Below are 19,146 nucleotides of genomic sequence, written 5' to 3'. Positions count from 1 at the left end.
TGTTGAAAGGTCTGAACAACTTACCTTCTGTACCGCAAAGTTGGGACGCCTCCCTGTCTCGTGAATCGTTCGACGCGGCCATCAAGTGGCCGCCCCCCCCGTAGCGTGTCCGCGCGCGTCGTGTACCGGGATCGGCAGCCGGCCGCCGGGCAGCGGCGCGGTAGACCGCCCCGGTCTCGAGAGCGTAGAAGTCCAACTGGTCCTGCAAGTGCGAGAGCACGGCTTCGTGCAGGGCATCGGCGATCTCGGCGAGGAGGCTTGGCGCGCTCGTGTCCTGGGCGCTCGGCCGCCTCGCGGCGCAGCCTGCGCGTGAGGGGGAACAGGTCCACATCATCCGACGACAACCAGGCCCCGCCGTCCTGCTGAGGGGCCGGAGCCTCGTCATCCAGGTGCTCCGACCTAGCCTCCCGCGTGATCTCCAGCCGCGACAGGTTGTTGCGGTTGATGATCCGGGGGGTGGACGCGTTCACCGCCCAGATCCCGCTGGCGTTCGAGCGCTACTCGTGCGGGGCCGGAGCCAAGGGCCTGCGCTCCTACGACTGGGCGCTGGTCGAGATGGCCGCGCCCGGCGGCGCCGAGGACGGCCTCAGCGAGAACCGTCAACCTTTATGGAGGACGGATGTCGGCCATCATCGGGCCAACGTAACAACGCCCCCCGACAAGTCAGTCGCGCTTCCCCTGCCGCCGCCACGTGCGCCCGCCGTCGTCCGAGGCGTACAGCCCCTCGCCCTTCACCAGGTCGTACGTCGGCTTCGTCGCGTCCGCGATGCCGTACAGCGTCTTGCCCTGGGCGGTCAACGAGGTGAACGGCACCGGGGTCTTGAGCTGGTGGAAGGCTCGGTTCGAGCGGTCGTCGGCGAGCCAGCAGCGGCCCCCCTTCTCGCCGACGAGCAGCCGCCCGTCCGGCAGCGCCCGCAGCACCAGGGACACCGATCCGAGCTTGAGGTCCTGCCAGGGGATGCCGTTCCCGGTGAGACTGCGCCAGTGCGCGCCGTCGTCCGCGGTCACCATCAGGCCTTGGACCGTGCCGTTGGGGCCGCCGCGGAGCAAGGCCAACGCCGTCGTGCCGCCCGCCGCGGTGACGGCGCCGCCGCTGGTGTACGGCTTGGGCATCGGCAAGGAGGTGAGGGTGCGGCCGTCACGTTGCTGCACGACGCGGTTGGGCATCCGCGACTGGTCCACGAACCAGACCGAGCCGCGCTCGTCCAGCGCGAAGTCTACGTATTCCGGTGCGCCGGCCGGGGCCGCCATGGTGCGGTTGGCGGGGCGGTAGAAGCGAGCCGGCCTCCCCTCGCGGAGGACGATGTCGTCGGGGCGGGTGCTCAGCGCGCGGTCCGACGCGGTGACCTTGTGCCGCTTGCCGCGTACGTCGAGTACGTAGGCGCTCTCCGCGCCCCGGCTGCTGCGGTGCCAGCGGACGAAGCCGTCGCGCACGCCGATGTACTGGTCCGGCTGATCCTCCACGTTCGCGTGCCACGCCTGCTTCGCGACCGTGCGGCCGGCCGGCGAGACGATCCGCCAGGCGGCCGCCGCCGGGCCCTCGTCGTCCCCGATGTAGCGCGCGTTGTACGACAGCAGCAGGGAGCCGTCGCCCGCCCGCGCCACCCCGGCCGGTGCGCCGGCCGCCTCGATGACGGCGTCAGGACTCGGGTGCGGGTCCTTGATGACGCGCTGGTACGCCGCCTCGCGGTCGCCGCTGCCGACCCCGGAGTCGCTCTGCGCACATGCGGTCAACGCCAGGGACATGACGCTCACGACCGCCGCGGCGACTGTGCACACGTGCCTTCTCAGCCTCACCATCGCGCCATCCTCGCAGTTCAGCGTCGCGGAAGGGCACCTTCCGGACTCTTGGTCATCTCGATCCGGTGACCGGCCGCCTGATTGGCAGGCCGCGCCACGAAGCTTCGGGCATGTCCTCGCCACCGGATTCCGCGCCGACTCGGCAGCCGTCCCACCTGCAGCACCACCGCGACAACTTCGGTGAGAACGAGACACCTTCAGTGAGAACGAACACCTGCCGCTGGGACGGGCCAACCACCACGCACAGCCGTGGTCTGGGGTGCTCAGGCAGGCAGACCTGCGATCACTATGGTTTTAGCGGGGTAGCCCCAGCTCGCCTGCACGCAGCCCGGCCTGGAAGCGGGAGTCGGCCTCGAGTTTGGCCATCAGCTCGGCCACACGCCGCCGGTAGGTGCGCAGTGAGACGCCGAGCCGTTTGGCCGCCGATTCGTCGGTGAGGCCCGAACCGAGGGCTTTGAGGATCATGCGGCCGTCAGCATCGAGGTGCGGGACGTCGCTGAGCAGATAGGTTTCGAGATCGACGGCGGCGTCCCAGATCGCCTGGAACAGTGAGTGAACGCCGTCGACCAGGATCTGCGACGTCGTCACGGTGTACTCGCGGCCGGTGGGCGTCTCCTGGCCGGCAAGGATCATCACCCGCCGGTCGACGAGGATGGTCTCGTACGGCAGCGGCGAACGGCTGATCCGAACGAGAGCGCCCTTACTCCGCACCCGCCGCAGGTGCGCGCGGGCCTCCTCGTCGGCGAGTGCCACCGGGCTGAACAGCTTTCGAGGGATGAAGTCTGCGGGAACCGCCGCGCGCATCCGATTCCGGACCGCAGCCCTGGCCCCCGGTTGCGACCAGGTCTTGAGATCCCGGGCGGCACACAGGAACTCGGTCCGCGCGGACTCGAAGAGATGACCTGCGCGCGCGATCAACTCTGCGTCTCCTCGCACTGAAAACACCTTTTCGTTCCGCATCCCGCAAGTCTGGCAGCAAGCTGCCACGAGCTCGCTGGGCGTCGTGTCGGCGGACACCATGAGCGTCATGACGATCAAGACTTTCTCCCTCGGCGGGAAGCAGACGATCAACCGGCTCGGTTTCGGCGCGATGCGCCTGGCGATGGGCACCTTCGCCGGTCCGGCGCGAGATCCCGAGACGGGCATCGCGGTGCTCCGCCGAGCCATGGAGCTGGGCGTGAACCACATCGACACGGCCGGCTTCTACGGCAGGGACGCGGTGTGGGCCAACGAGCTGATCCGTACGGCATTGACCCCATACCGTGACGACCTGGTGATCGCAACGAAGGTGGGGCCATTGCCCGGACCGAACGGTGTGCCGAGCGGGCAGGCGACGGCTGATCAGTTGCGTGGCCTGGTCGAGGCGGATCTGCGCTCGCTCGGGCTGGACCGGCTCGACCTGGTCTATCTGCGGGTCGGCGGGATGACCGGGCCGGGTGACGAGTTGATCGCCGAACGATTCGCGGTACTGGCCAAGCTCCGCGCGGAGGGGCTGATCCAGCACCTGGGCCTCAGTAACGTCAATGCCGCCCAGTTCGCCGAGGCCCGGGCGATCGCGCCCGTCGCGGCGGTGCAGAATCGGCACACCGGTGACATGGGGCTGCTGCCCGAGTGCGAGGAAGCGGGTATCGCGTACGTGCCGTACTTCCCGCTCGGCGGCGGAGTCGGCAGCGGCCCGCTCGACGCCGAACGGATCGGCAAGGTCGCGGCACGCCTGGGCGCGACCACAGCGCAGGTCGCGATCGCCTCGCTGCTGGCGACTTCGCCGACGGTCCTGGCGATTCCGGGTACCGGCTCTCTCGAACACCTGGAGGAGAACCTCGCGGCGAACGATCTCAGTCTCAGCGACGATGACCTATTTGAACTGCGAGGATGACGGGTCAGCTCCGGAAGTCAGCTTGCCTGCCATGCCCGTTGCCGCTGCCCGACCGATATCCCCGACCAGCCTGGGGCCACCAGACCGAGTATCGGCTTCGAGTGCGCGCGCAGATCGTGCTGCACGCGGCCCACGGGCTACCGAACGAGCGGATCGCCGAGCGGGTCGGCGTGCACGTGGACACCGCGCGCACCTGGCGGAGCCGCTTCGCCGAGCTGGGCTTGCCGGGCCCGGCCGATCGCAAGCGCAGCGGACGCCCGCCCCCTTGATACCTTCGGCAGGGCTTTCGTCCTGCTTCTCAAACCTGCGTTATCAAGCACCACTGCACCCGATCCGGCGTCGCATGCCCGACATGCTCGGCGATCTGCCAGCCATTCTTCCGCTCGACCGGCGCGATCAGCGCCTTCGCACGCGCCATCGCCATCCGACGCTGCTCCACCCGCGCGAACCCCCCGCCAGCATCGCGAAGAAGTCATAGGTTCGCCGAGTTGCCCCCAGGGCACGGACGACCCGTTGCGGTCCGAGCCAGGGGAGAGAGGAGAGTCGGGCCATGGACTGCGTCTTTTGTCACCTCATCAGTGAAGGCACCGCGCAGTGGGTCGCCCGCGGCACCACAGCATGCGCCATCGCACCGCTCAACCCACTCGCGCCCGGACACACGCTGGTGGTTCCCGTCGACCATTGCGAGGGCGTGTTCGACGTTTCGCCCGAGGCGCTCACTGCGTCGATGGCCCTGGTTCAGCAAGTGGCAGTGGCGATGAGAGCGGTGCTGGATGCCACAGGGGTCAACATTTTGAACGCCAGCGGGCCAGGATCTGAACAGTCCGTGCCCCACCTGCATTTTCACATCGTCCCACGGTGGGCAGACGACGGGCTGTCCACATGGCCCACCGGGCGATCACGCCACCACATCGGCGACCCTCACGCACGACTGGCCGACGCGCTCGCCCCAAGTCGCCCGGCTCACCGCAGAAGTTGAGCCAGGGTGAGGCCGCCCACTGTGTGGTGGAAGCGCTTGGTGTCGGCGCCGTGGTGGCGGACGCTGTGGGTACCTCAGCGGATGCGGAAGCCGTCGCTGTGGGTGGACAACTCGCCGACGAGGTCGTGCAGGCTCTTGTCGTGAGGGTTGCGGCCCGCTTCGGTACGCAAGATGGATCCGAATTCCGGAAGAGGTGTGCGTGATCGGGGAGTTGCTGCCCTCGTGGGTTCGTGCCGTGGAGTCCTACGGCGATGTGCGCGATGCCCGCCTGCATCCGGACGAGGAGTCGGCCATCGCCCGCGCGGTGGCCGCCCGGCGCAGGGAGTACGCGACCGTGCGGCACTGTGCCCGGTCCGCGATGACTCAACTCGGCGTCGCCTACCGGCCCTTGATCCCCGGCGAGCGGGGTGCGCCCCGCTGGCCCGATGCTGTCGTGGGCAGCATGACCCACTGCGCGGGGTATCGCGCCGCAGCCGTGTGTCGGCGTAGCGACGCCGCGGGCATCGGGATCGACGCGGAACCCGATGCCCCGTTGCCCGCGGGGACGCTCGACGCGGTGGCGCTGCCTGAAGAGCGCGAGCACATACGGCGGTTGGGGCTCGGGGCGCGGGGCGGTGTGAGCTGGGACCGGCTGCTGTTCAGCGTGAAGGAGTCGCTCTACAAGGCGTGGTCCCCGCTGGCGAGCGGCCCGCTGGGATTCGGCTCCGCGTCGGTGGTTTTCGACCCGGAATGGCGGACGTTCCAGGCGCGGGTGCGAGGCGCGGGGCCGGTCGTCGGCGGACGGGAAGTGAGCGTCTTCGAAGGGCGGTGGGCCCAGGGGAGCGGGATCGTGGTCACCGCGGTCGTGGTGCCCTGCCCGGGGTGATCGGACCATCGGGCGCCGGGCTCGGCCGGAGCAGTCGCGTCCAGGCCGAGCAAGTACCCGATCGTGCCGATGTCCATCCCGGCCATCAGGGCGTGCACGGCGCGTAGGCCCAACTCACCGTGGCCGGAGTGCTGTTGCCGTTGCTCGGCAGGCATGGGGTGGCCTTTCGTCGTGTTCGGGCAGAGGGCGATGACGGGTGTCACGGTCCGCCGCGCGCCTCCAGACGGCCTCGAGTCCGTCTCGAACCAGGCGTCCCGAGCCTGCCTCCATCGCCTCTCGAGCCGCCCTTGAGGCGTGGCGCCCAGCCTGGGCTCCCGACGAGAGGAGCACCGGTGAGCGTTGAACGGCAGCGGACCGCGGCGGTGATCGGGACGGGCACCATCGCCCTGGGATGGATCGCCCTGTTCGCGGCGCGGGGCCTGGAAGTCCGCGTGAGCAGTACCCGGCAGGACGCCGAGTCCCATGTGCGCGGGGAACTGGTGCGGTACGCGGCCACCCTGCCCGACGGCGCCGTGGCACCGGAGGAGCTGTCCGGCCGGATCACGTTCGCGGCGAGCGTCGAGGCGGCCGTCGACGGCGCCGATGTCGTCCAGGAGAATGCTCCGGAGGACCTCGCGCTCAAGCAGAAGCTGTTCGCCCGGATCGCGGCCGCCGCCCCGAAGGACGCGTTGCTGCTCTCCTCCACCTCGACGTTGTTGCCCGACGACCTCGGCGCCGAACTCCCCACGCCCGGCCGGGCCGTCGTCGGGCATCCGTTCAACCCGCCGCACATCGTGCCCCTGGTCGAGGTCGTCGCGTCGGCGCAGGCCGAGACCGGCCTCGTCGACCGGGCCGTCGGCTTCTACCGGTCCCTCGGCAAGACACCGGTCGTGCTGCGCCGCGCCGTCCCCGGGTTCGTGGCCAACCGGCTGCAGTCCGCGCTGCTGCGCGAGAGTATCCACCTGGTGCGCGAGGGCGTGGTCACCGTCGACGAGCTCGACGCCGTGGTCACCGCCTCGATCGGCTCGCGCTGGGCCGTGGTCGGACCCTTCCAGGCGTTCCATCTGGGCGGCGGCGCCGGTGGGTTGCGGCACTGGTTCGCGCACCTGGGAGACGGCCTCGAACGCAGCTGGGAGGGGCTCGGCCGGCCGCCCGTCGACGAGACCACCGTCGCCCTGCTCCTGGCGCAGGCCGACGCCTCTTTCGGGCAGGAGCCCTACGACGTACTCGCCGCACGGCGCGACCGGGGACAGAACGCCGTCATCGCCGCGCTCACGGAGCCGTCATGACCACCGGGACCGGACCGGAGGCGGACGCATTCCTGGCCTCCTGGCAGGAGTGGCGCGCCGCCCGGCTCGCCCAACTGCGCGAGCCGTACGGAATCCTCTCGCCGGTCGCCCTGCACTGGCTGGACGTCAAGGCCCAGCGCTTCGACGACGTGCCCGGCAGCTGGCAGGCCGACGACTCCGGCGTACGGGTGCGGGCTGCACGAGGCGAGGGGCTGCGGATCGACGGCGCTCTGGTCGACGGCGACCGGACCGTCCGGCAGGGCGGCGTCGTCCCGCCCCACGGTGGCGCGGTCCAGGTCGCCGGCGGTGACCTGCGCATCGATGTGCTCGGCTTCGAGGACGCGGACCGGCCCCGCCGGCTGCGCTGGGCGATCAGGGTCCGCTCGCCCCGGGCACCCACCCTGCTCCGATTCACCGACGTTCCCGTCCACCCGCCGCGCCCGGAGTGGGTGACCCGCGCGGTGTACGAGCCGTACAAGCACCCGCGCCGCATCGTCCTCGACACCGCACTGGACACCGTGCGGCGGGAGTTCACCCTCTCGGGGCGGCTGCGCTTCACCCTCGCCGGACGCGAACTGACCCTGGAGCCCTACGGCGGCAGGGACGGTGTGCTGAACATCCCCTTCCGTGACCTGACCAGCGGAGCGACCTCGTACGGCGCGGCGCGCGTGCTCTACGCCTGTCGGCCTGCGGGAGATGTGCTCGACGGACGGAGCGTCGTCCTCGACTTCAATCGCGCCATCAATCCGCCCTGTGCGTTCACCCCGTTCGCCACCTGCGCCCTGCCGCCCACGGGCAACACCCTGCCGATCGCCGTCGAGGCGGGGGAGCTCGCCCCGTACCGCTGAGGACACGGCGTTCCCCCGTAGGAGCCGAAGGAGTACCACCAGCGATGCACCCGCACCCCCGTCCCACCGCAGTGGCTCTCGCCCTCGTCCTCGCCGTCGGCGCGAGCGCCTGTTCGGGATCCGCGAGCGACGCCGCGTACACCGGGCCGCCGCGCTCCGGCGGCACCCTGCGACTCGCCCTGGACTTCGACCCCGTCTGCCTGGACCCGCAGCAGTCCGCGCTCGGCCAGAGCCTCAACATCGGCCGCCAGGTGGTGGATTCGCTCACCGATCAGGACCCGAGGACCGGCCGACTCGTGCCCTGGCTGGCGACATCGTGGACCACCGACGCCCAGGCCACACGGTTCACCTTCCGGCTGCGCGAGGGTGCCACCTTCAGCGACGGCGGAGCCGTCGACGCGGCCGCGGTCAAGACCAACCTCGACGCCCTCCACGGCCTCGGCGCCGCGTCCTCGCGCGGAGCCGTCTACCTGGACGGATACCGCAAGACCGTCGTCGAGGACGCGCACACGGCGACGGTCGTCTTCGCCAAGCCCAACGCCCAGTTCCTCAGGGCGACGTCGACCACGTCGCTGGGCCTGCTGTCGCCGAAGACCCTCAAGCGCACACCGCAGGAGCGCTGCCGGGGCGAGATCGCCGGATCCGGTCCCTTCACGCTCGACTCCTACCGGCCCAACAGCTCGGTCTCCCTCACCCGCAGAAGCGGCTACCACTGGGGCTCGACCCGCTGGAAGCACGAGGGCGATGCCTATGTGAAGCGGGTCGACTACCAGATCGTGCCGGAGAGCACGACCCGCTCCGGCAGCCTCTCCGCAGGACGCCTCGACGCGGTGACCCCCGTCGCCCCGCAGGACGCCGAACGCTTCACCCAGGGCGGATTCCGGCTCCTGACCCGCACCGACCCCGGGGTCGTGCTGAGCCTGTACGTGAACGCGGAGCGGGGTGCACTGCGCGACGTCCGCGTGCGGCGCGCGCTCCAGAAGGGCATCGACCGCACCGCCGTCGCCACCGCCTTCCTCGGCTCCGCGGACGCGGCCGCCACCGGCGTCCTCGCCTCCACCACCCCCGGCCGCCGCGCTCTCGCCTCGGACCTGGCGTACGACAAGGCCGGCGCCGAGCGGCTCCTGAGCGCCGCGGGGTGGCGCAAGGGCAGCGACGGAATCCGCACCCGGAACGGGAAACGCCTGGTCGTCGACGCCATCTTCGTGCGGCAGCAGAGCCTGGAGCTGGTGCAGCAGCAGTACAAGGAGATCGGCGTGGAACTGAGACTGCGCCAGCTGACCGTCAACCAGTTCCCGCAGACCCTGAAGTCCAAGGACTACGACCTCACGCTGCAGAACGCCAGCCGCGCCGACCCCGATGTCCTCACCACCGTCTTCGCCGACCAGAGCCCGGTCGCCGATGCGGACCTCAGGGACCGGCTCCACGCGGCGTCGGCGTCCGCCGACGAGAAGGCCCGCACCGCCGACTTCAACGCCGTCCAGGACGATCTCGTACGCGACGGCTACGTGCTGCCGGTCAGCGAGACCCGGACGTCCGTGGCGTACGCGACGCGCGTACGAGGGCTCGGGCTCGACGCCTCCAACCGGCTCTCGCTGTACGACACGTGGCTGGCCTGAGTCATGGGCCGTGCGGTGTTCGTCCGCTATCTCGTGCGGCGCCTCGCCCGGGTGGTTCTCGTCGTCTGGGCTGCCTACACGCTCTCGTTCGCCGTCCTGTACCTGCTGCCGAGCGACCCCGTGGAGACCATGCTCGCGGGGGAGTCCGGCGCGGACGCGGCGGCGGTGGACCCGGCGCAACTCGCCGCGCTGCGCCACCGGTTGGGGTTCGACCGGTCGGCCGCCGAACAGTACGTGTCATCGCTCGGCCGGGCGCTCCACGGCGACCTGGGGCTCTCGGTGCGAAGCGGCGCGTCGGTGGGCCGGACTCTTCTGGAGGCGCTGCCGCCGACGCTGGCCGTCGCCGCACTGGCGCTGCCGCTCGCCGCCGCGGTCGCCATCGTCCTCGCGGTGGCGGGGAGTTGGCCGCGCTCGGCGCCGCTGCGCCGACTCGCCGGTTCGCTGCCCGCCCTCGGGGCGGGGCTGCCGAGCTTCTGGATCGGACTGCTGCTCATGCAGTGGATCTCCTTCCGCTGGGGGCTGCTCCCGGCGACCGGAGGCCAGGGGCTCGAAGGCGCGCTCCAGCCGGCGGTGACCCTGGCGCTGCCCGTCGGCTGCGTCCTCGCCCAGGTCCTCGGCCGCGGCATGCGGCACGCGCTGGCGCAGCCGTACGCCGACGCGGCACGCGCCCGCGGAGTGGGCAGGGCCCGGCTGCACCTGGCGCACGCCCTGCGCAACGCGGCGGTCCCGGTGGTCGCGCTGCTCGGCGTGATCACCGGACAGCTGTTGTCGGGCGCGGTACTCGTCGAGACGGTGTTCGCCCGCGACGGCCTGGGGCGGGTGGCGGTGGAGGCCGTCACCGATCAGGACCTGCCGCTGGTGCAGGGCGTCGTCGTCCTGACGGCCGCCGCCACCGCGGCGGCGAGCCTCCTGGTGGATCTGGTGATACCGCTGCTCGATCCGCGGGCGGCCACGGTCGGGACGGGTGAGGGCCGGTGACGGCTGTCGTGGACGAGAAGGCCGTGGCCGGCGCGGCCGCACGCAGGACACGCCGTGGGCCGGCGGTCCTGCGCCAACCCGGCCTCGCCCTGTCGCTGTTCGTGCTGCTTCTCGTCCTGCTGTGGGCGGTGCGCCCGGCGTGGTTCGCCGGGCACGGCCCGTTCGAGGCCGACCCGGTACACCGCCTGCTGCCACCCGGTGGCGACCACTGGTTCGGCACCGACCACCTCGGCCGGGACGTCTTCGCCCGTGTGGTGTACGGGACCAGCGCCTCGCTGCGCGCCGCGCTGCTGGCCGTCGCGGTCGGCCTGCTGGCCGGGACGGTCCTGGGCGCCGTCGCGGGGACGGTCGGCGGATGGCTCGACGGCGCGGTGATGCGGTGTGTCGACGTCCTGCTCGCGCTGCCGGGACTGCTTCTGTCCCTCGCTGTCGTCTCGGCCCTCGGCTTCGGCACCGTGCAGGTGGCCGTGGCCGTCGGGGTCAGCGGCGTGGCGGGCATCGCCCGAGTGTCGCGGGCCGAGGTGCTGCGGGTGCGTTCCGCCGACTACGTGGCGGCGGCACGCCTGGCCGGGGTGCGTCCCGGCGCCGTCCTGCTGCGGCACATCCTGCCCAACTCGGCGGCTCCCGTCCTGGTGCTGGCGGCGCTCGAGTTCGGCACGTCCGTGCTCAACGTCGCCGCCCTCGACTTCCTGGGCTTCGGTGCCCCGCCCCCGCAACCCGAGTGGGGTGCGCTGATCGCGGCCGGCCGCGACTACCTCGCCACCGCGTGGTGGCTGACCACACTGCCGGGCCTGGTACTCGCCGGCGTGATCCTCGCCGCCAACCGGGCGGGCCGGGCTCTTGAACGGGAGGACAGGGATGACCACGGGGACCGGTGAACCGGCACTCGACGTCCAGGGGCTCACCGTCTCGTACGGACCCGAACGCGCACTGAAGGACGTGGATCTGACGGTCGGGGCGGGCGAAGTCGTCGCGGTCGTCGGCGAGTCCGGCTCCGGCAAGAGCACCCTCGCGCACGCCGTGATCGGCCTGCTCCCGCCCGGCGGTCGCATCGACGCGGGGCGGGCGCTGGTGGCCGGGCAGGACACGGTGGCCCTGCCGGAGCGCGCCCTGCGCAGCCTGCGGGGCGCCGCCGTCGGGTTCGTGCCGCAGGACCCGGCGGCTTCCCTCGACCCGGTGCAGCGGGTCGGTGACCAGGTCGCGGAGGCGCTGCGCGTCCACGGGCGCGCCGGGCGGTCGGCGGCCCGGCGGCAGGCAGTGGACCTGCTGGCCGAGGCGGGCCTGGGCGATCCCGAACGCTGCGCCCGCGCCCACCCGCACGAACTCTCCGGCGGACAGCGCCAGCGCGCCCTGATCGCCGCCGCCCTGGCGTGCCGGCCCCGGCTGCTGATCGCCGACGAGCCCACGAGCGCCCTCGACGTCACCGTGCAGCGCCGCATCCTGGACCGGCTCGGCGCTCTGGTGGCCGAGCGGGGCACCGCGGTCCTGTTCATCACCCACGACCTGGCCGTCGCCGCGGGGCGGGCCGACCGGATCGCGGTGATGTCCGGCGGACGCGTCGTCGAGTGCGGCCCCGCAGCGGACGTCCTGGAGCGGCCCCGGCACGCCTACACGCAAAGCCTCGTCGCCGCCGCACGCCGAGCGTCGGGCCCGCCGCACCGCCCGGCCGCCCGACGCACCACGCCGCTGCTCGTCGTCGAGGCGCTGACCAAGGAGTACGCGGGCGGGCACCGGGCCGTCGACGGGGTGTCGTTCGTCGTCGGGCACGGCGAAGTCTTCGGTCTCGTAGGGGAGTCGGGCAGCGGGAAGTCCACCACCGCCCGGCTGGTGACCGGCCTCGACCGGCCCACCTCGGGCTCGGTCCACCTGGCGGTGGAGCGGTCCGGCGACCGCGCCCAACTGGTGCAGCAGAGCCCGTACGCCGCACTGGACCCGCGCTGGAGCGTGCGCAGAAGCGTGGAGGAGCCGCTGCGCGCGCAGGGGATCGGCGACCGCCGCACACGGCGGCTCCGGGTGGCCGAACTCCTTGACCAGGTGGCGCTGAGCCGCACGCTCCTGGACCGTCGGCCCGCCGAACTCTCCGGCGGCCAGCGCCAGCGGGTCGCCATCGCCCGCGCCCTCGCCCCCGCACCGAGCCTGCTCGTCTGCGACGAACCGGTCTCGGCGCTCGACGTGTCCGCCCAGGCCCGGATCCTGGAACTGCTCGCCGCGCTGCGCGCCGACCTCGGTCTTGCCGTGCTGCTCATCTCGCACGACCTGGGCGTGGTGCGGGAGTTGTGCGACCGTGTCGCGGTGATGCGCGCGGGGAGACTGGTCGAGCAGGGCCCGGCCCGGCAGGTACTGGTCACGCCCGAGCATCCGTACACGCGTGAACTCGTCGACGCGGCACCGGTGTTGAGCGAAAGTCAGCCCTGGGCGTCGTGATTGCGCTGCGCCGCCACGATGTCGTGCGTGTGGCCGGAGACCCAGTCGAGGAGACCCTGCAGCGGCCCGGCGAGGCCGCTGCCCAGGGGCGTCAGCCGGTAGGACACCTTCGGCGGCACCGCGGGCTCGACCTCGCGGGCCACCAGACCGTCGCGGCCGAGCACCCGCAGGTTCTGGGAGAGCATCTTCTCGCTGATGCCGCCGATGCGGTCCCGCAGCTCGTAGAAGCGCAACGGGCCCTCGCGCAGCGAGGCCAGGATCAACACCCCCCAGCGGCTGGTGACGTGGTCGAGCACCGTGCGACCCGGGCAGTCGCTGTTGAATACGTCACTCGCCGGGTCGGGCCCCTTGCGCGCTGCCTGCACTCCTACGTCCATGACCTGAGCTTACCCCGAGGTATGCCCTTACTCAGAGAAAGCCGACAACCTAGAGTTAGCCGTGTGAACGAGATCACAGTGGAGATCTGGTCCGACGTCATCTGCCCCTGGTGCTTCATCGGGAAGCGGAAGTTCGAAGCCGCCCTCGCGGACTTCGAGCACCGTGACTCGGTGCGTGTGCGGTGGCGGAGTTTCGAACTCGATCCGACCACTCCGAAGGACATCGACGAGACCATCGCCGAGCGCATGCTGCGCCGCCAGGGCATTCCCCCCGAGCACGCGGCGCAACTCCTCGCGGGCGTCACCGCGACCGCCGCCGCCGAGGGGTTGGAGTACCACCTGGACAAGGCGCGCCCCGTGAACACCTTCGACGCGCACCGCGTCGTGCACCTCGCCGCCGACCGGGACCTGGCCGAGCCGTTCCAGGAACGGCTGATGCGCGCCTACACCGCCGAAGGCGCCTCGCTCGCCGACCGCGACACCCTCGTCCGGCTCGGCACGGAATCGGGCCTCGACGCCGCGGAGGTGGGCAAGACGCTGGACGGCGACGACTACGCGGACGCCGTGCGCGAGGACGAGGACCGCGCGGCACGCCTCGGGGTGTCGGCCGTGCCGTCCTTCGTCTTCGCCGAGACCTACGTGACGTCGGGCGCCCAGCCCGTCGAGACCCTCACCGACCTCCTGCGAAGGAGCACTGTTCCCCGATGACCGCTCACGTCACGGAAACCACCGAGACCGCCCGCCCCGCGGCGTCACCCCGGCTCGGGCTCGTCCTCGCCGTCTGCTGCCTCGCCCAGTTCCTGGTCACGCTCAGCGTCGCCGTCGTCAACGTCGCCCTGCCGGCCATCCAGAGCAGCCTGGGCTTCAGCGCCAGCAGCCTCCAGTGGGTCGTCAACGCCTACACCATCACCTTCGCCGGATTCCTGCTGCTGGGCGGTCGGATCGCCGACCTCTTCGGGCGTCGGCGCGTGTTCCTGACCGGGATCGTGCTGTTCACCCTCGCCAGCCTGGTCGGCGGCATCAGCCAGAACGCCGGCACGCTGGTCACCGCCCGTGCCGTCCAGGGCCTGGCCGCCGCCGTCATCGCTCCCACCACCCTCGCCGTCCTGGGCACCACGTTCACCGACCCCCACCAGCGCCACAAGGCGTTCGGGGCGTGGGGCGCGGTGTCCGGCGCGGGCGGCGCCTTCGGGGCGCTGGCCGGCGGCGTCCTCACCGACTGGCTGTCCTGGCGCTGGATCCTGTTCGTCAACATCCCCATCGGGGTCGTGCTGTTCGCCGGGGTCGCCTGGGTCATCACCGAGCTGCGGCACGAGGGCTCGGGCAAGCGGCTCGACGTGCCCGGCGCCCTCGCGGTCACCGCGGGACTCGTCGTCCTCGTCTTCGGCATCGTGCAGAGCGGGCCGCACGGCTGGGACTCCGCCCGCACACTGGTCCCGCTCGTCGTCGGACTGCTGCTCCTCGGCGCCTTCGTGGTGATCGAGGCACGGTTCGCGGCGGAGCCCCTGATGCCGCTCGGCATCTTCCGCTCCCGCTCCGTCACCGCAGCCAACGTGGTGGCGGCCACCAGCGGCGCCGCGCTGTTCAGCATGTTCTACTTCCTCACGCTCTTCCTGCACCAAGTGCGCGACTACAGCCCGCTGCGCACCGGTTTCGCGTACCTGCCGCTGGCCGTCTCGATCATGGTCGCGGCGCAGTTCTCCGCCCCGCTCGTCCGCAGGGTCGGTGCGCGGACCACGCTCGTGGCCGGAATGGCACTGACCGCAGGCGGGCTGCTCTGGCTCGCCGGGATCGACGAGCACGCCACCTTCGCCGCCGCGCTCCTCGGCCCCACGATCGTGCTCGGCGCCGGGCAGGGCATCTCGATGTCGGCGTCCGCCATCGCGGGTGTCGCCGGTGTCCCGCCGCACCAGGCGGGCCTGGCCTCCGGACTCCTCAACGCCACCCGGCAGTTGGGCGGCGCGCTCGGCCTCGCGATTCTGGCCGCCGTGGCCACGACCCGGGTCGGCGGACTCCTCGACGGCGTGAAACCGACGGCCGACGCCGTGCGTCACGCATATGCCTCGGGATACGCGCTGGCCTTCGCCGTCGGCGCGGGGATCGCGGCGGTCGGCGTCGTTGCCGCCTTCGCGGCACCCGGAAAACCCCGAAACTGAAAAATCCACCTTCCCTCGATGCGGCCCGCCGAAACACTGGCGGGCCGCATTTAGTGGTCCAGAAACAGTCACCCCCACTTCTCGTGACTTGGGTCACATTTAACATTCCCTCAATGAAGTGCCGCCTACTCTGCGACTGGTTGAAAGCGAGAGGTTTCCCGTGGCTTGAACGCTTGCGAACGCCGTTTACGGAGGAAAGCTATGGAAATGCGACTCATGGGCCCGCTGTCGGTCAGCTGGAATGGCCGGAGCGATATCCCCTCGGCGCGTAAACCACGTAAAGTCCTGGCACTCCTGCTGCTCAACGAAAGCAAGCTGGTGACGGTCAATTCGCTGCTCACGGAATTGTGGGGTGACGAACCTCCGCGCAGCGCCCTCACCACGCTGCAGACGTACGTGTTGCAACTGCGTAAGTCCCTGGCGTCGATGGGCGGGTGCACCGTCACGCATGTCTCACAGAACCTGCTCATGACCTGGCCGTGCGGTTATGTATTCAACGTCGAGGAGAACAGCAGGGTGGATCTGTGGGAATTCCGCAGCCTTGCCTCCGCCGGACGTGCCGCGGAACTCAAGGGCGATATCAGCGGCGCGGTCGGCCACTTCCGTACGGCGCTGAAACTCTGGCGCGGCCCCCTGCTCGCCGACATCGAGCACGGCCCGCTACTGCGCTCAGAGGCGGTCCGCATGGAGGAGTGCCGCCTCGGCATGATCGAGCGCTGCGTCGAGGGCGACCTGCGGCTCGGTCGGCACCGTGAGGCGGTCAGCGAACTGTCGGCGCTGGTCTCGCAGTACCCGTACCACGAGGATCTGCACGCCCAGTTGATGATCGCGCTCTACCGCTGCGGGCGCCGGCAGGACGCCCTGGCCGCCTTTCAGCGACTGCGGGAACGCATGGTGGACGGCCTCGGCCTGGAGCCCGGTGCGCGCCTGCAGCGGCTGCAACTCGCCGTGCTCAGCGGGGACACGGACCTCGACGACGACAGCGTCGCACCGAGGCCCGCAGCGGTCGGCGCCCTCGCCTGACCTGCTCTCAGGCCAGAGACCGGAAATTCCGCTCGTAATAGACCAGGGGAGAACCGTCCCCCAGCCGCACCCCCGACACCCGGCCGACCAGGATCGTGTGATCCCCGGCCGGGTGCCGCGCGTCCACCGCGCAGTCCAGCTCCACCAACGCGCCCGCCACCACCGGCAGCCCGCTCGGCGTGTGCGACAGGCCGTCGGGCGCGAACTTGTCGGCGCCCTTCGTCGCGAACCGCTGCGCCAGCGGCCGGTGTTCGGGCCCCAGCATGCTCACCGCGAAATGACCGCAGTCCGCGAACGCCGCATAGGAGTCCGCCGTGTTCGCCAGGCAGACCAGCACCAACGGCGGATCCAGCGACACCGAACAGAACGAACTCGCCGTGAATCCGCGCGGCTCCCCGCGCGCGCCCCGGGTCGTGACGACCACGACACCGGCCGGGAAGCGGGCCATCGCGGACCGGAACGCCTCGGCGGCCGGCGCCCGCATCGTCTCCGTACGCTCGCTCACGGCAGCTCCACCACCTGTCCGGCGAAGTTGAGCCCCGCGCCGAAGCCGAGCAGCAGAGCCGTGTCACCGCTGCCCGCGGAGCCGTCCGTCAACAGCGTCTCCAGCGCCAACGGCACGGAAGCCGCCGAGGTGTTGCCCGAGCGCACCACGTCCCGGGCGACCGCGGTCCCGGCCCCCAGACCCAGCCGCTCGGCCATCAGCTCGATCATCCGCAGGTTCGCCTGGTGCGGAACGAAGACGTCGAGCGCGGCCGGTTCCACGCCCGCCGCCGTCAGCGCGTGGCGGGCCTGCGGCGCCACCTCCTCCATGGCCCAGCGGAACACCCGGCGTCCGTCCATGCGCATCCACGGACGCCGCCCCGGTGCCGGGTCGGCGGCGAACTCGCCCCAGCTCGCGCTCATGCTCAGCGCCCGCTCGTAGCGGCCCGCCGCACCGCGCACCACCGGTCCGATCCCGGGCGTCGAGGACGGGCCGACGACCGCCGCGCCCGCACCGTCGGCGAACAGCACCGACACGCTCCGGTCCAGGGGGTCGACGATGTCCGTCATCCGCTCCGTACCGATCACCAGTACGTGCCTGGCGCTGCCGGCCGACACCGCGTCCGAGGCGAGGGCCAGCGCATGGCAGAACCCCGCGCAGGCGGCCGAGACGTCCACCCCCGCGGCGTGGTGCGCACCGAGCGCCTCGGCCACCCGGACCGACAGGGGCGGGGTCTGCACCAGGTTCGACATGCTCGCCACCAGAACGAGATCGACCTGGTCCGGCAGGGCTCCGGCGTGCGCCAGCGCTTTGCCCGCCGCGGCCACCGCCATCACCGCCAGCGTCTCGTCCGGCTGCGCGAACCGCCGCTCGCGGATGCCGCTGCGGCTCTCGATCCACTCCGGGGACGAGTCGACCCGCGCGCACATTTCGTCGTTCGACACCACCCTGCGTGGCCGGTAGCCGCCGATGCCGAGGATTCTGCTGTGGCCGCCGGTGGCGGTCCTGATCTGCTGAGACATCGTCAACTCCCGATGAGAGCAGCGGGCTTGGGGACCGAGCACGCACCAGCCTGGGCGCCGCGTCTCGATCCCGGCTCGATCCGGGCTCAAGCCGCCCCGGCGACGGTGGTCAGGTCACCCCCGGGCCCCGCGCTCGGGCCCCGACCTTCAAAGGACCCCACGTGAGCGCCTTCACCCTCGACGAGTTCCGCACCCTCGTGGACGACACCCTCGACAGCGAGGCCGCCGCCGCCCTCGACGAGACGTCCCTGGACACCACGTTCACCGACCTCGGATACGACTCGCTGACCGTCTTCGAACTCGTCACCCGCATCCAGGACGACTTCCCGGTCACCATCTCCGACGAGCAGCTCGACGAGTTGAAGACCCCCGCGGCGCTTATCGCCTACGTGGCCGCACGGCTCACCGAGGCACGGGCGTGAACCGCGCGGGCCGCCTCCAGGGCGACCGCGTCGGCGTGTGTCCCCGCACCCCGCGACGGCAGCAGTGCGGCCACCACCACCGCGCCCGAGCGCACCGCCGGATGACGCCGGGCGGCCGCCGAGAGGCTGTGGTCGCAGCTCGCGTCGAGCAGGACGAGCCCGGGCCCCTCCACGTGCGCATCGAGCAGCGCCCGCAGCGCGGGCCAGAACCACACCGGACGGCTCAACTGACCGCCCCAGAAGGCGGGGTCGCATGCCTCGTCCGGCATGACCGGGCGGGCCGTGCGGCACGAGATCAGCTCACGCACCGGCGCCCGCAGCCCCAGTCCGCCGAACGCGGCGGTGAACGCGTCCGCGACCGGCTCCATCGACGGGCTGTGGAACCCGTGGTCCGAGCGCAGCGGCCGGACGGTCACCCCGAGCGCCCGCAGCCGCCGCTCGGCCGCGGCCAGCGGCCCCGAGGGCCCCGAAAGGACCGTCTGCCGCGGCCCGTTGACCGCGCCCACCACCACACCGTCGCGCACGTGGGCAGCGAGAGCGTCGGCCGCGGCGGCGACCGCGAGCATCCCGCCGGCCGGTGCGGGAACCCGCGCCCGCGCGGACCACAGGGCGGCAGCCTCCCCGGGCGTGAACACCCCGGCCAGGCAGGCCGCCGCAAGTTCCCCCGCACTGTGCCCCAGCAGGACGTCCACACCGCGGCCCCAGCCGTCGACGGTGCGCCCCAGCGCGTGCCCCACCGCGAACAGCAGCGGCTGGGCCTGGCGCGCCGCGCCGATCGGCGAGCCCGGGGCCGGGTGCAGCCACGCGGCGCGCAACGCCTCCCCGTGAGCGCCGAGAGCGCGGAAGAAGTCGTCCATCGCGCCGGTGAACACCGGCTCCCGCCCGTACAGTCCGGCCGCCATCCGCTCGCGCTGTGCGCCCTGACCGGGCAGCAGCAGTACGGTCCTTCGTTCGTCCATGGCGGCCTCCCGGGCCCTCGCGCTCGACAAGAACCCCGCGACCCTC

General features: G+C 71.7%; 19 protein-coding genes and 3 pseudogenes. 14 read left to right on the top strand and 8 right to left on the bottom strand.

Annotated features, from left to right (window positions below):
• Positions 1-663 precede the first annotated feature (663 nt).
• Positions 664-1,746, bottom strand: coding sequence for a hypothetical protein (locus J3486_RS15570; protein WP_229378134.1), 1,083 nt, complete (start codon positions 1,744-1,746; stop codon positions 664-666).
• Positions 1,747-2,094: 348 nt separating this feature from the next.
• Positions 2,095-2,760 carry a response regulator transcription factor gene (locus J3486_RS15565; protein WP_207821244.1) on the bottom strand — a complete coding sequence of 222 codons (666 nt, stop codon included), beginning with the start codon at positions 2,758-2,760 and terminating at the stop codon, positions 2,095-2,097.
• Between the two features lie 67 nt (positions 2,761-2,827).
• On the opposite strand from J3486_RS15565, the gene J3486_RS15560 reads away from it, so the two are divergent.
• The gene (locus tag J3486_RS15560; protein ID WP_207820899.1) at positions 2,828-3,676 is read left to right on the top strand and encodes an oxidoreductase; all 849 of its coding nucleotides are present in this window, start codon (positions 2,828-2,830) and stop codon (positions 3,674-3,676) included.
• A gap of 101 nt (positions 3,677-3,777) precedes the next feature.
• A complete protein-coding gene (locus J3486_RS44960) occupies positions 3,778-3,945 on the top strand; it encodes a helix-turn-helix domain-containing protein (protein ID WP_207820898.1) in 168 nt (55 codons plus the stop codon).
• A 53-nt stretch (positions 3,946-3,998) separates the two neighbouring features.
• Here the strand turns inward: J3486_RS44960 and J3486_RS44100 are convergent.
• Positions 3,999-4,124, bottom strand: a pseudogene (locus tag J3486_RS44100) (IS701 family transposase); the annotation flags it as partial.
• A 96-nt stretch (positions 4,125-4,220) separates the two neighbouring features.
• Between J3486_RS44100 and J3486_RS15550 the strand changes: the two are divergent.
• Positions 4,221-4,655: pseudogene (locus J3486_RS15550) on the top strand (HIT family protein); the annotation flags it as partial.
• Here the strand turns inward: J3486_RS15550 and J3486_RS15545 are convergent.
• Positions 4,655-4,831: pseudogene (locus J3486_RS15545) on the bottom strand (transcriptional regulator); the annotation flags it as partial. The pseudogenes J3486_RS15550 and J3486_RS15545 sit on opposite strands and share 1 nt — an antisense overlap.
• Positions 4,832-4,854: 23 nt before the next feature.
• Between J3486_RS15545 and J3486_RS15540 the strand changes: the two are divergent.
• From J3486_RS15540 to J3486_RS15510, 7 genes are all read left to right on the top strand, one after another.
• Positions 4,855-5,520, top strand: a complete 666-nt coding sequence (locus tag J3486_RS15540) for a 4'-phosphopantetheinyl transferase superfamily protein (protein WP_207820896.1) — start codon at positions 4,855-4,857, stop codon at positions 5,518-5,520.
• A gap of 332 nt (positions 5,521-5,852) precedes the next feature.
• Positions 5,853-6,788, top strand: coding sequence for a 3-hydroxyacyl-CoA dehydrogenase NAD-binding domain-containing protein (locus tag J3486_RS15535; protein ID WP_207820895.1), 936 nt, complete (start codon positions 5,853-5,855; stop codon positions 6,786-6,788).
• Positions 6,785-7,636: a DUF1684 domain-containing protein gene (locus tag J3486_RS15530; RefSeq protein ID WP_207820894.1), complete on the top strand. Its 852-nt coding sequence runs from the start codon at positions 6,785-6,787 to the stop codon at positions 7,634-7,636. Before J3486_RS15535 ends, J3486_RS15530 begins: the two co-directional genes overlap by 4 nt.
• 44 nt (positions 7,637-7,680) lie before the next feature.
• Complete coding sequence (locus J3486_RS15525; RefSeq protein WP_207820893.1) at positions 7,681-9,255, top strand: ABC transporter substrate-binding protein; 1,575 nt, start codon at positions 7,681-7,683, stop codon at positions 9,253-9,255.
• 3 nt (positions 9,256-9,258) lie between these two features.
• Positions 9,259-10,233 (top strand): ABC transporter permease, encoded by a 975-nt coding sequence (locus J3486_RS15520; protein ID WP_207820892.1) that lies wholly within the window; start codon positions 9,259-9,261, stop codon positions 10,231-10,233.
• Positions 10,230-11,111 carry an ABC transporter permease gene (locus tag J3486_RS15515; RefSeq protein ID WP_307804822.1) on the top strand — a complete coding sequence of 294 codons (882 nt, stop codon included), beginning with the start codon at positions 10,230-10,232 and terminating at the stop codon, positions 11,109-11,111. Before J3486_RS15520 ends, J3486_RS15515 begins: the two co-directional genes overlap by 4 nt.
• Positions 11,092-12,657: an ABC transporter ATP-binding protein gene (locus tag J3486_RS15510; protein WP_207820891.1), complete on the top strand. Its 1,566-nt coding sequence runs from the start codon at positions 11,092-11,094 to the stop codon at positions 12,655-12,657. The genes J3486_RS15515 and J3486_RS15510 overlap by 20 nt, the downstream gene beginning before the upstream one ends.
• On the opposite strand, the gene J3486_RS15505 is transcribed toward J3486_RS15510, so the two are convergent.
• Positions 12,639-13,034 (bottom strand): helix-turn-helix domain-containing protein, encoded by a 396-nt coding sequence (locus tag J3486_RS15505; RefSeq protein WP_207820890.1) that lies wholly within the window; start codon positions 13,032-13,034, stop codon positions 12,639-12,641. The two genes, J3486_RS15510 and J3486_RS15505, sit on opposite strands and share 19 nt — an antisense overlap.
• 63 nt (positions 13,035-13,097) lie before the next feature.
• On the opposite strand from J3486_RS15505, the gene J3486_RS15500 reads away from it, so the two are divergent.
• From J3486_RS15500 to J3486_RS15490, 3 genes are all read left to right on the top strand, one after another.
• Positions 13,098-13,742 (top strand): DsbA family oxidoreductase, encoded by a 645-nt coding sequence (locus tag J3486_RS15500; protein ID WP_207820889.1) that lies wholly within the window; start codon positions 13,098-13,100, stop codon positions 13,740-13,742.
• Positions 13,739-15,190, top strand: coding sequence for an MFS transporter (locus J3486_RS15495; RefSeq protein WP_207820888.1), 1,452 nt, complete (start codon positions 13,739-13,741; stop codon positions 15,188-15,190). Before J3486_RS15500 ends, J3486_RS15495 begins: the two co-directional genes overlap by 4 nt.
• Positions 15,191-15,391: 201 nt before the next feature.
• On the top strand, positions 15,392-16,213 hold the full coding sequence (locus tag J3486_RS15490; protein ID WP_207820887.1) for an AfsR/SARP family transcriptional regulator: 822 nt from the start codon (positions 15,392-15,394) through the stop codon (positions 16,211-16,213).
• 7 nt (positions 16,214-16,220) lie between these two features.
• Here J3486_RS15490 and J3486_RS15485 read toward each other — a convergent pair whose 3' ends face one another.
• Both J3486_RS15485 and J3486_RS15480 read right to left on the bottom strand, forming a co-directional pair.
• On the bottom strand, positions 16,221-16,697 hold the full coding sequence (locus J3486_RS15485) for a flavin reductase family protein (protein WP_207821242.1): 477 nt from the start codon (positions 16,695-16,697) through the stop codon (positions 16,221-16,223).
• A 17-nt stretch (positions 16,698-16,714) separates the two neighbouring features.
• Positions 16,715-17,719, bottom strand: coding sequence for a beta-ketoacyl-ACP synthase 3 (locus J3486_RS15480; RefSeq protein ID WP_207820886.1), 1,005 nt, complete (start codon positions 17,717-17,719; stop codon positions 16,715-16,717).
• A 161-nt stretch (positions 17,720-17,880) separates the two neighbouring features.
• Between J3486_RS15480 and J3486_RS44955 the strand changes: the two genes are divergently transcribed.
• Entirely contained in the window at positions 17,881-18,141 is a 261-nt protein-coding gene (locus J3486_RS44955; RefSeq protein WP_207820885.1) for an acyl carrier protein, read from the top strand.
• Here J3486_RS44955 and J3486_RS15470 read toward each other — a convergent pair.
• Positions 18,105-19,100, bottom strand: coding sequence for an acyltransferase domain-containing protein (locus J3486_RS15470; RefSeq protein WP_207820884.1), 996 nt, complete (start codon positions 19,098-19,100; stop codon positions 18,105-18,107). The genes J3486_RS44955 and J3486_RS15470 overlap by 37 nt on opposite strands.
• Positions 19,101-19,146: the final 46 nt, after the last annotated feature.

Source organism: Streptomyces sp. VRA16 Mangrove soil (genome assembly GCF_017377775.1).
In the GTDB taxonomy this organism is placed as follows: domain Bacteria; phylum Actinomycetota; class Actinomycetes; order Streptomycetales; family Streptomycetaceae; genus Streptomyces.
Note: the sequence above shows the minus strand (reverse complement) of the source record. Positions and strands in the feature narration are given on the sequence as shown.

Coding starts and splice junctions, on each gene's coding strand:
- J3486_RS15570 (WP_229378134.1), bottom strand. CDS start 1,746: ATGTCCCTGGCGTTGACCGCATGTGCGCAGAGCGACTCCGGGGTCGGC.
- J3486_RS15565 (WP_207821244.1), bottom strand. CDS start 2,760: ATGCGGAACGAAAAGGTGTTTTCAGTGCGAGGAGACGCAGAGTTGATC.
- J3486_RS15560 (WP_207820899.1), top strand. CDS start 2,828: ATGACGATCAAGACTTTCTCCCTCGGCGGGAAGCAGACGATCAACCGG.
- J3486_RS15530 (WP_207820894.1), top strand. CDS start 6,785: ATGACCACCGGGACCGGACCGGAGGCGGACGCATTCCTGGCCTCCTGG.
- J3486_RS15525 (WP_207820893.1), top strand. CDS start 7,681: ATGCACCCGCACCCCCGTCCCACCGCAGTGGCTCTCGCCCTCGTCCTC.
- J3486_RS15520 (WP_207820892.1), top strand. CDS start 9,259: ATGGGCCGTGCGGTGTTCGTCCGCTATCTCGTGCGGCGCCTCGCCCGG.
- J3486_RS15510 (WP_207820891.1), top strand. CDS start 11,092: ATGACCACGGGGACCGGTGAACCGGCACTCGACGTCCAGGGGCTCACC.
- J3486_RS15505 (WP_207820890.1), bottom strand. CDS start 13,034: ATGGACGTAGGAGTGCAGGCAGCGCGCAAGGGGCCCGACCCGGCGAGT.
- J3486_RS15495 (WP_207820888.1), top strand. CDS start 13,739: ATGACCGCTCACGTCACGGAAACCACCGAGACCGCCCGCCCCGCGGCG.
- J3486_RS15490 (WP_207820887.1), top strand. CDS start 15,392: ATGGAAATGCGACTCATGGGCCCGCTGTCGGTCAGCTGGAATGGCCGG.
- J3486_RS15485 (WP_207821242.1), bottom strand. CDS start 16,697: ATGCGGGCGCCGGCCGCCGAGGCGTTCCGGTCCGCGATGGCCCGCTTC.
- J3486_RS15480 (WP_207820886.1), bottom strand. CDS start 17,719: ATGTCTCAGCAGATCAGGACCGCCACCGGCGGCCACAGCAGAATCCTC.
- J3486_RS15470 (WP_207820884.1), bottom strand. CDS start 19,100: ATGGACGAACGAAGGACCGTACTGCTGCTGCCCGGTCAGGGCGCACAG.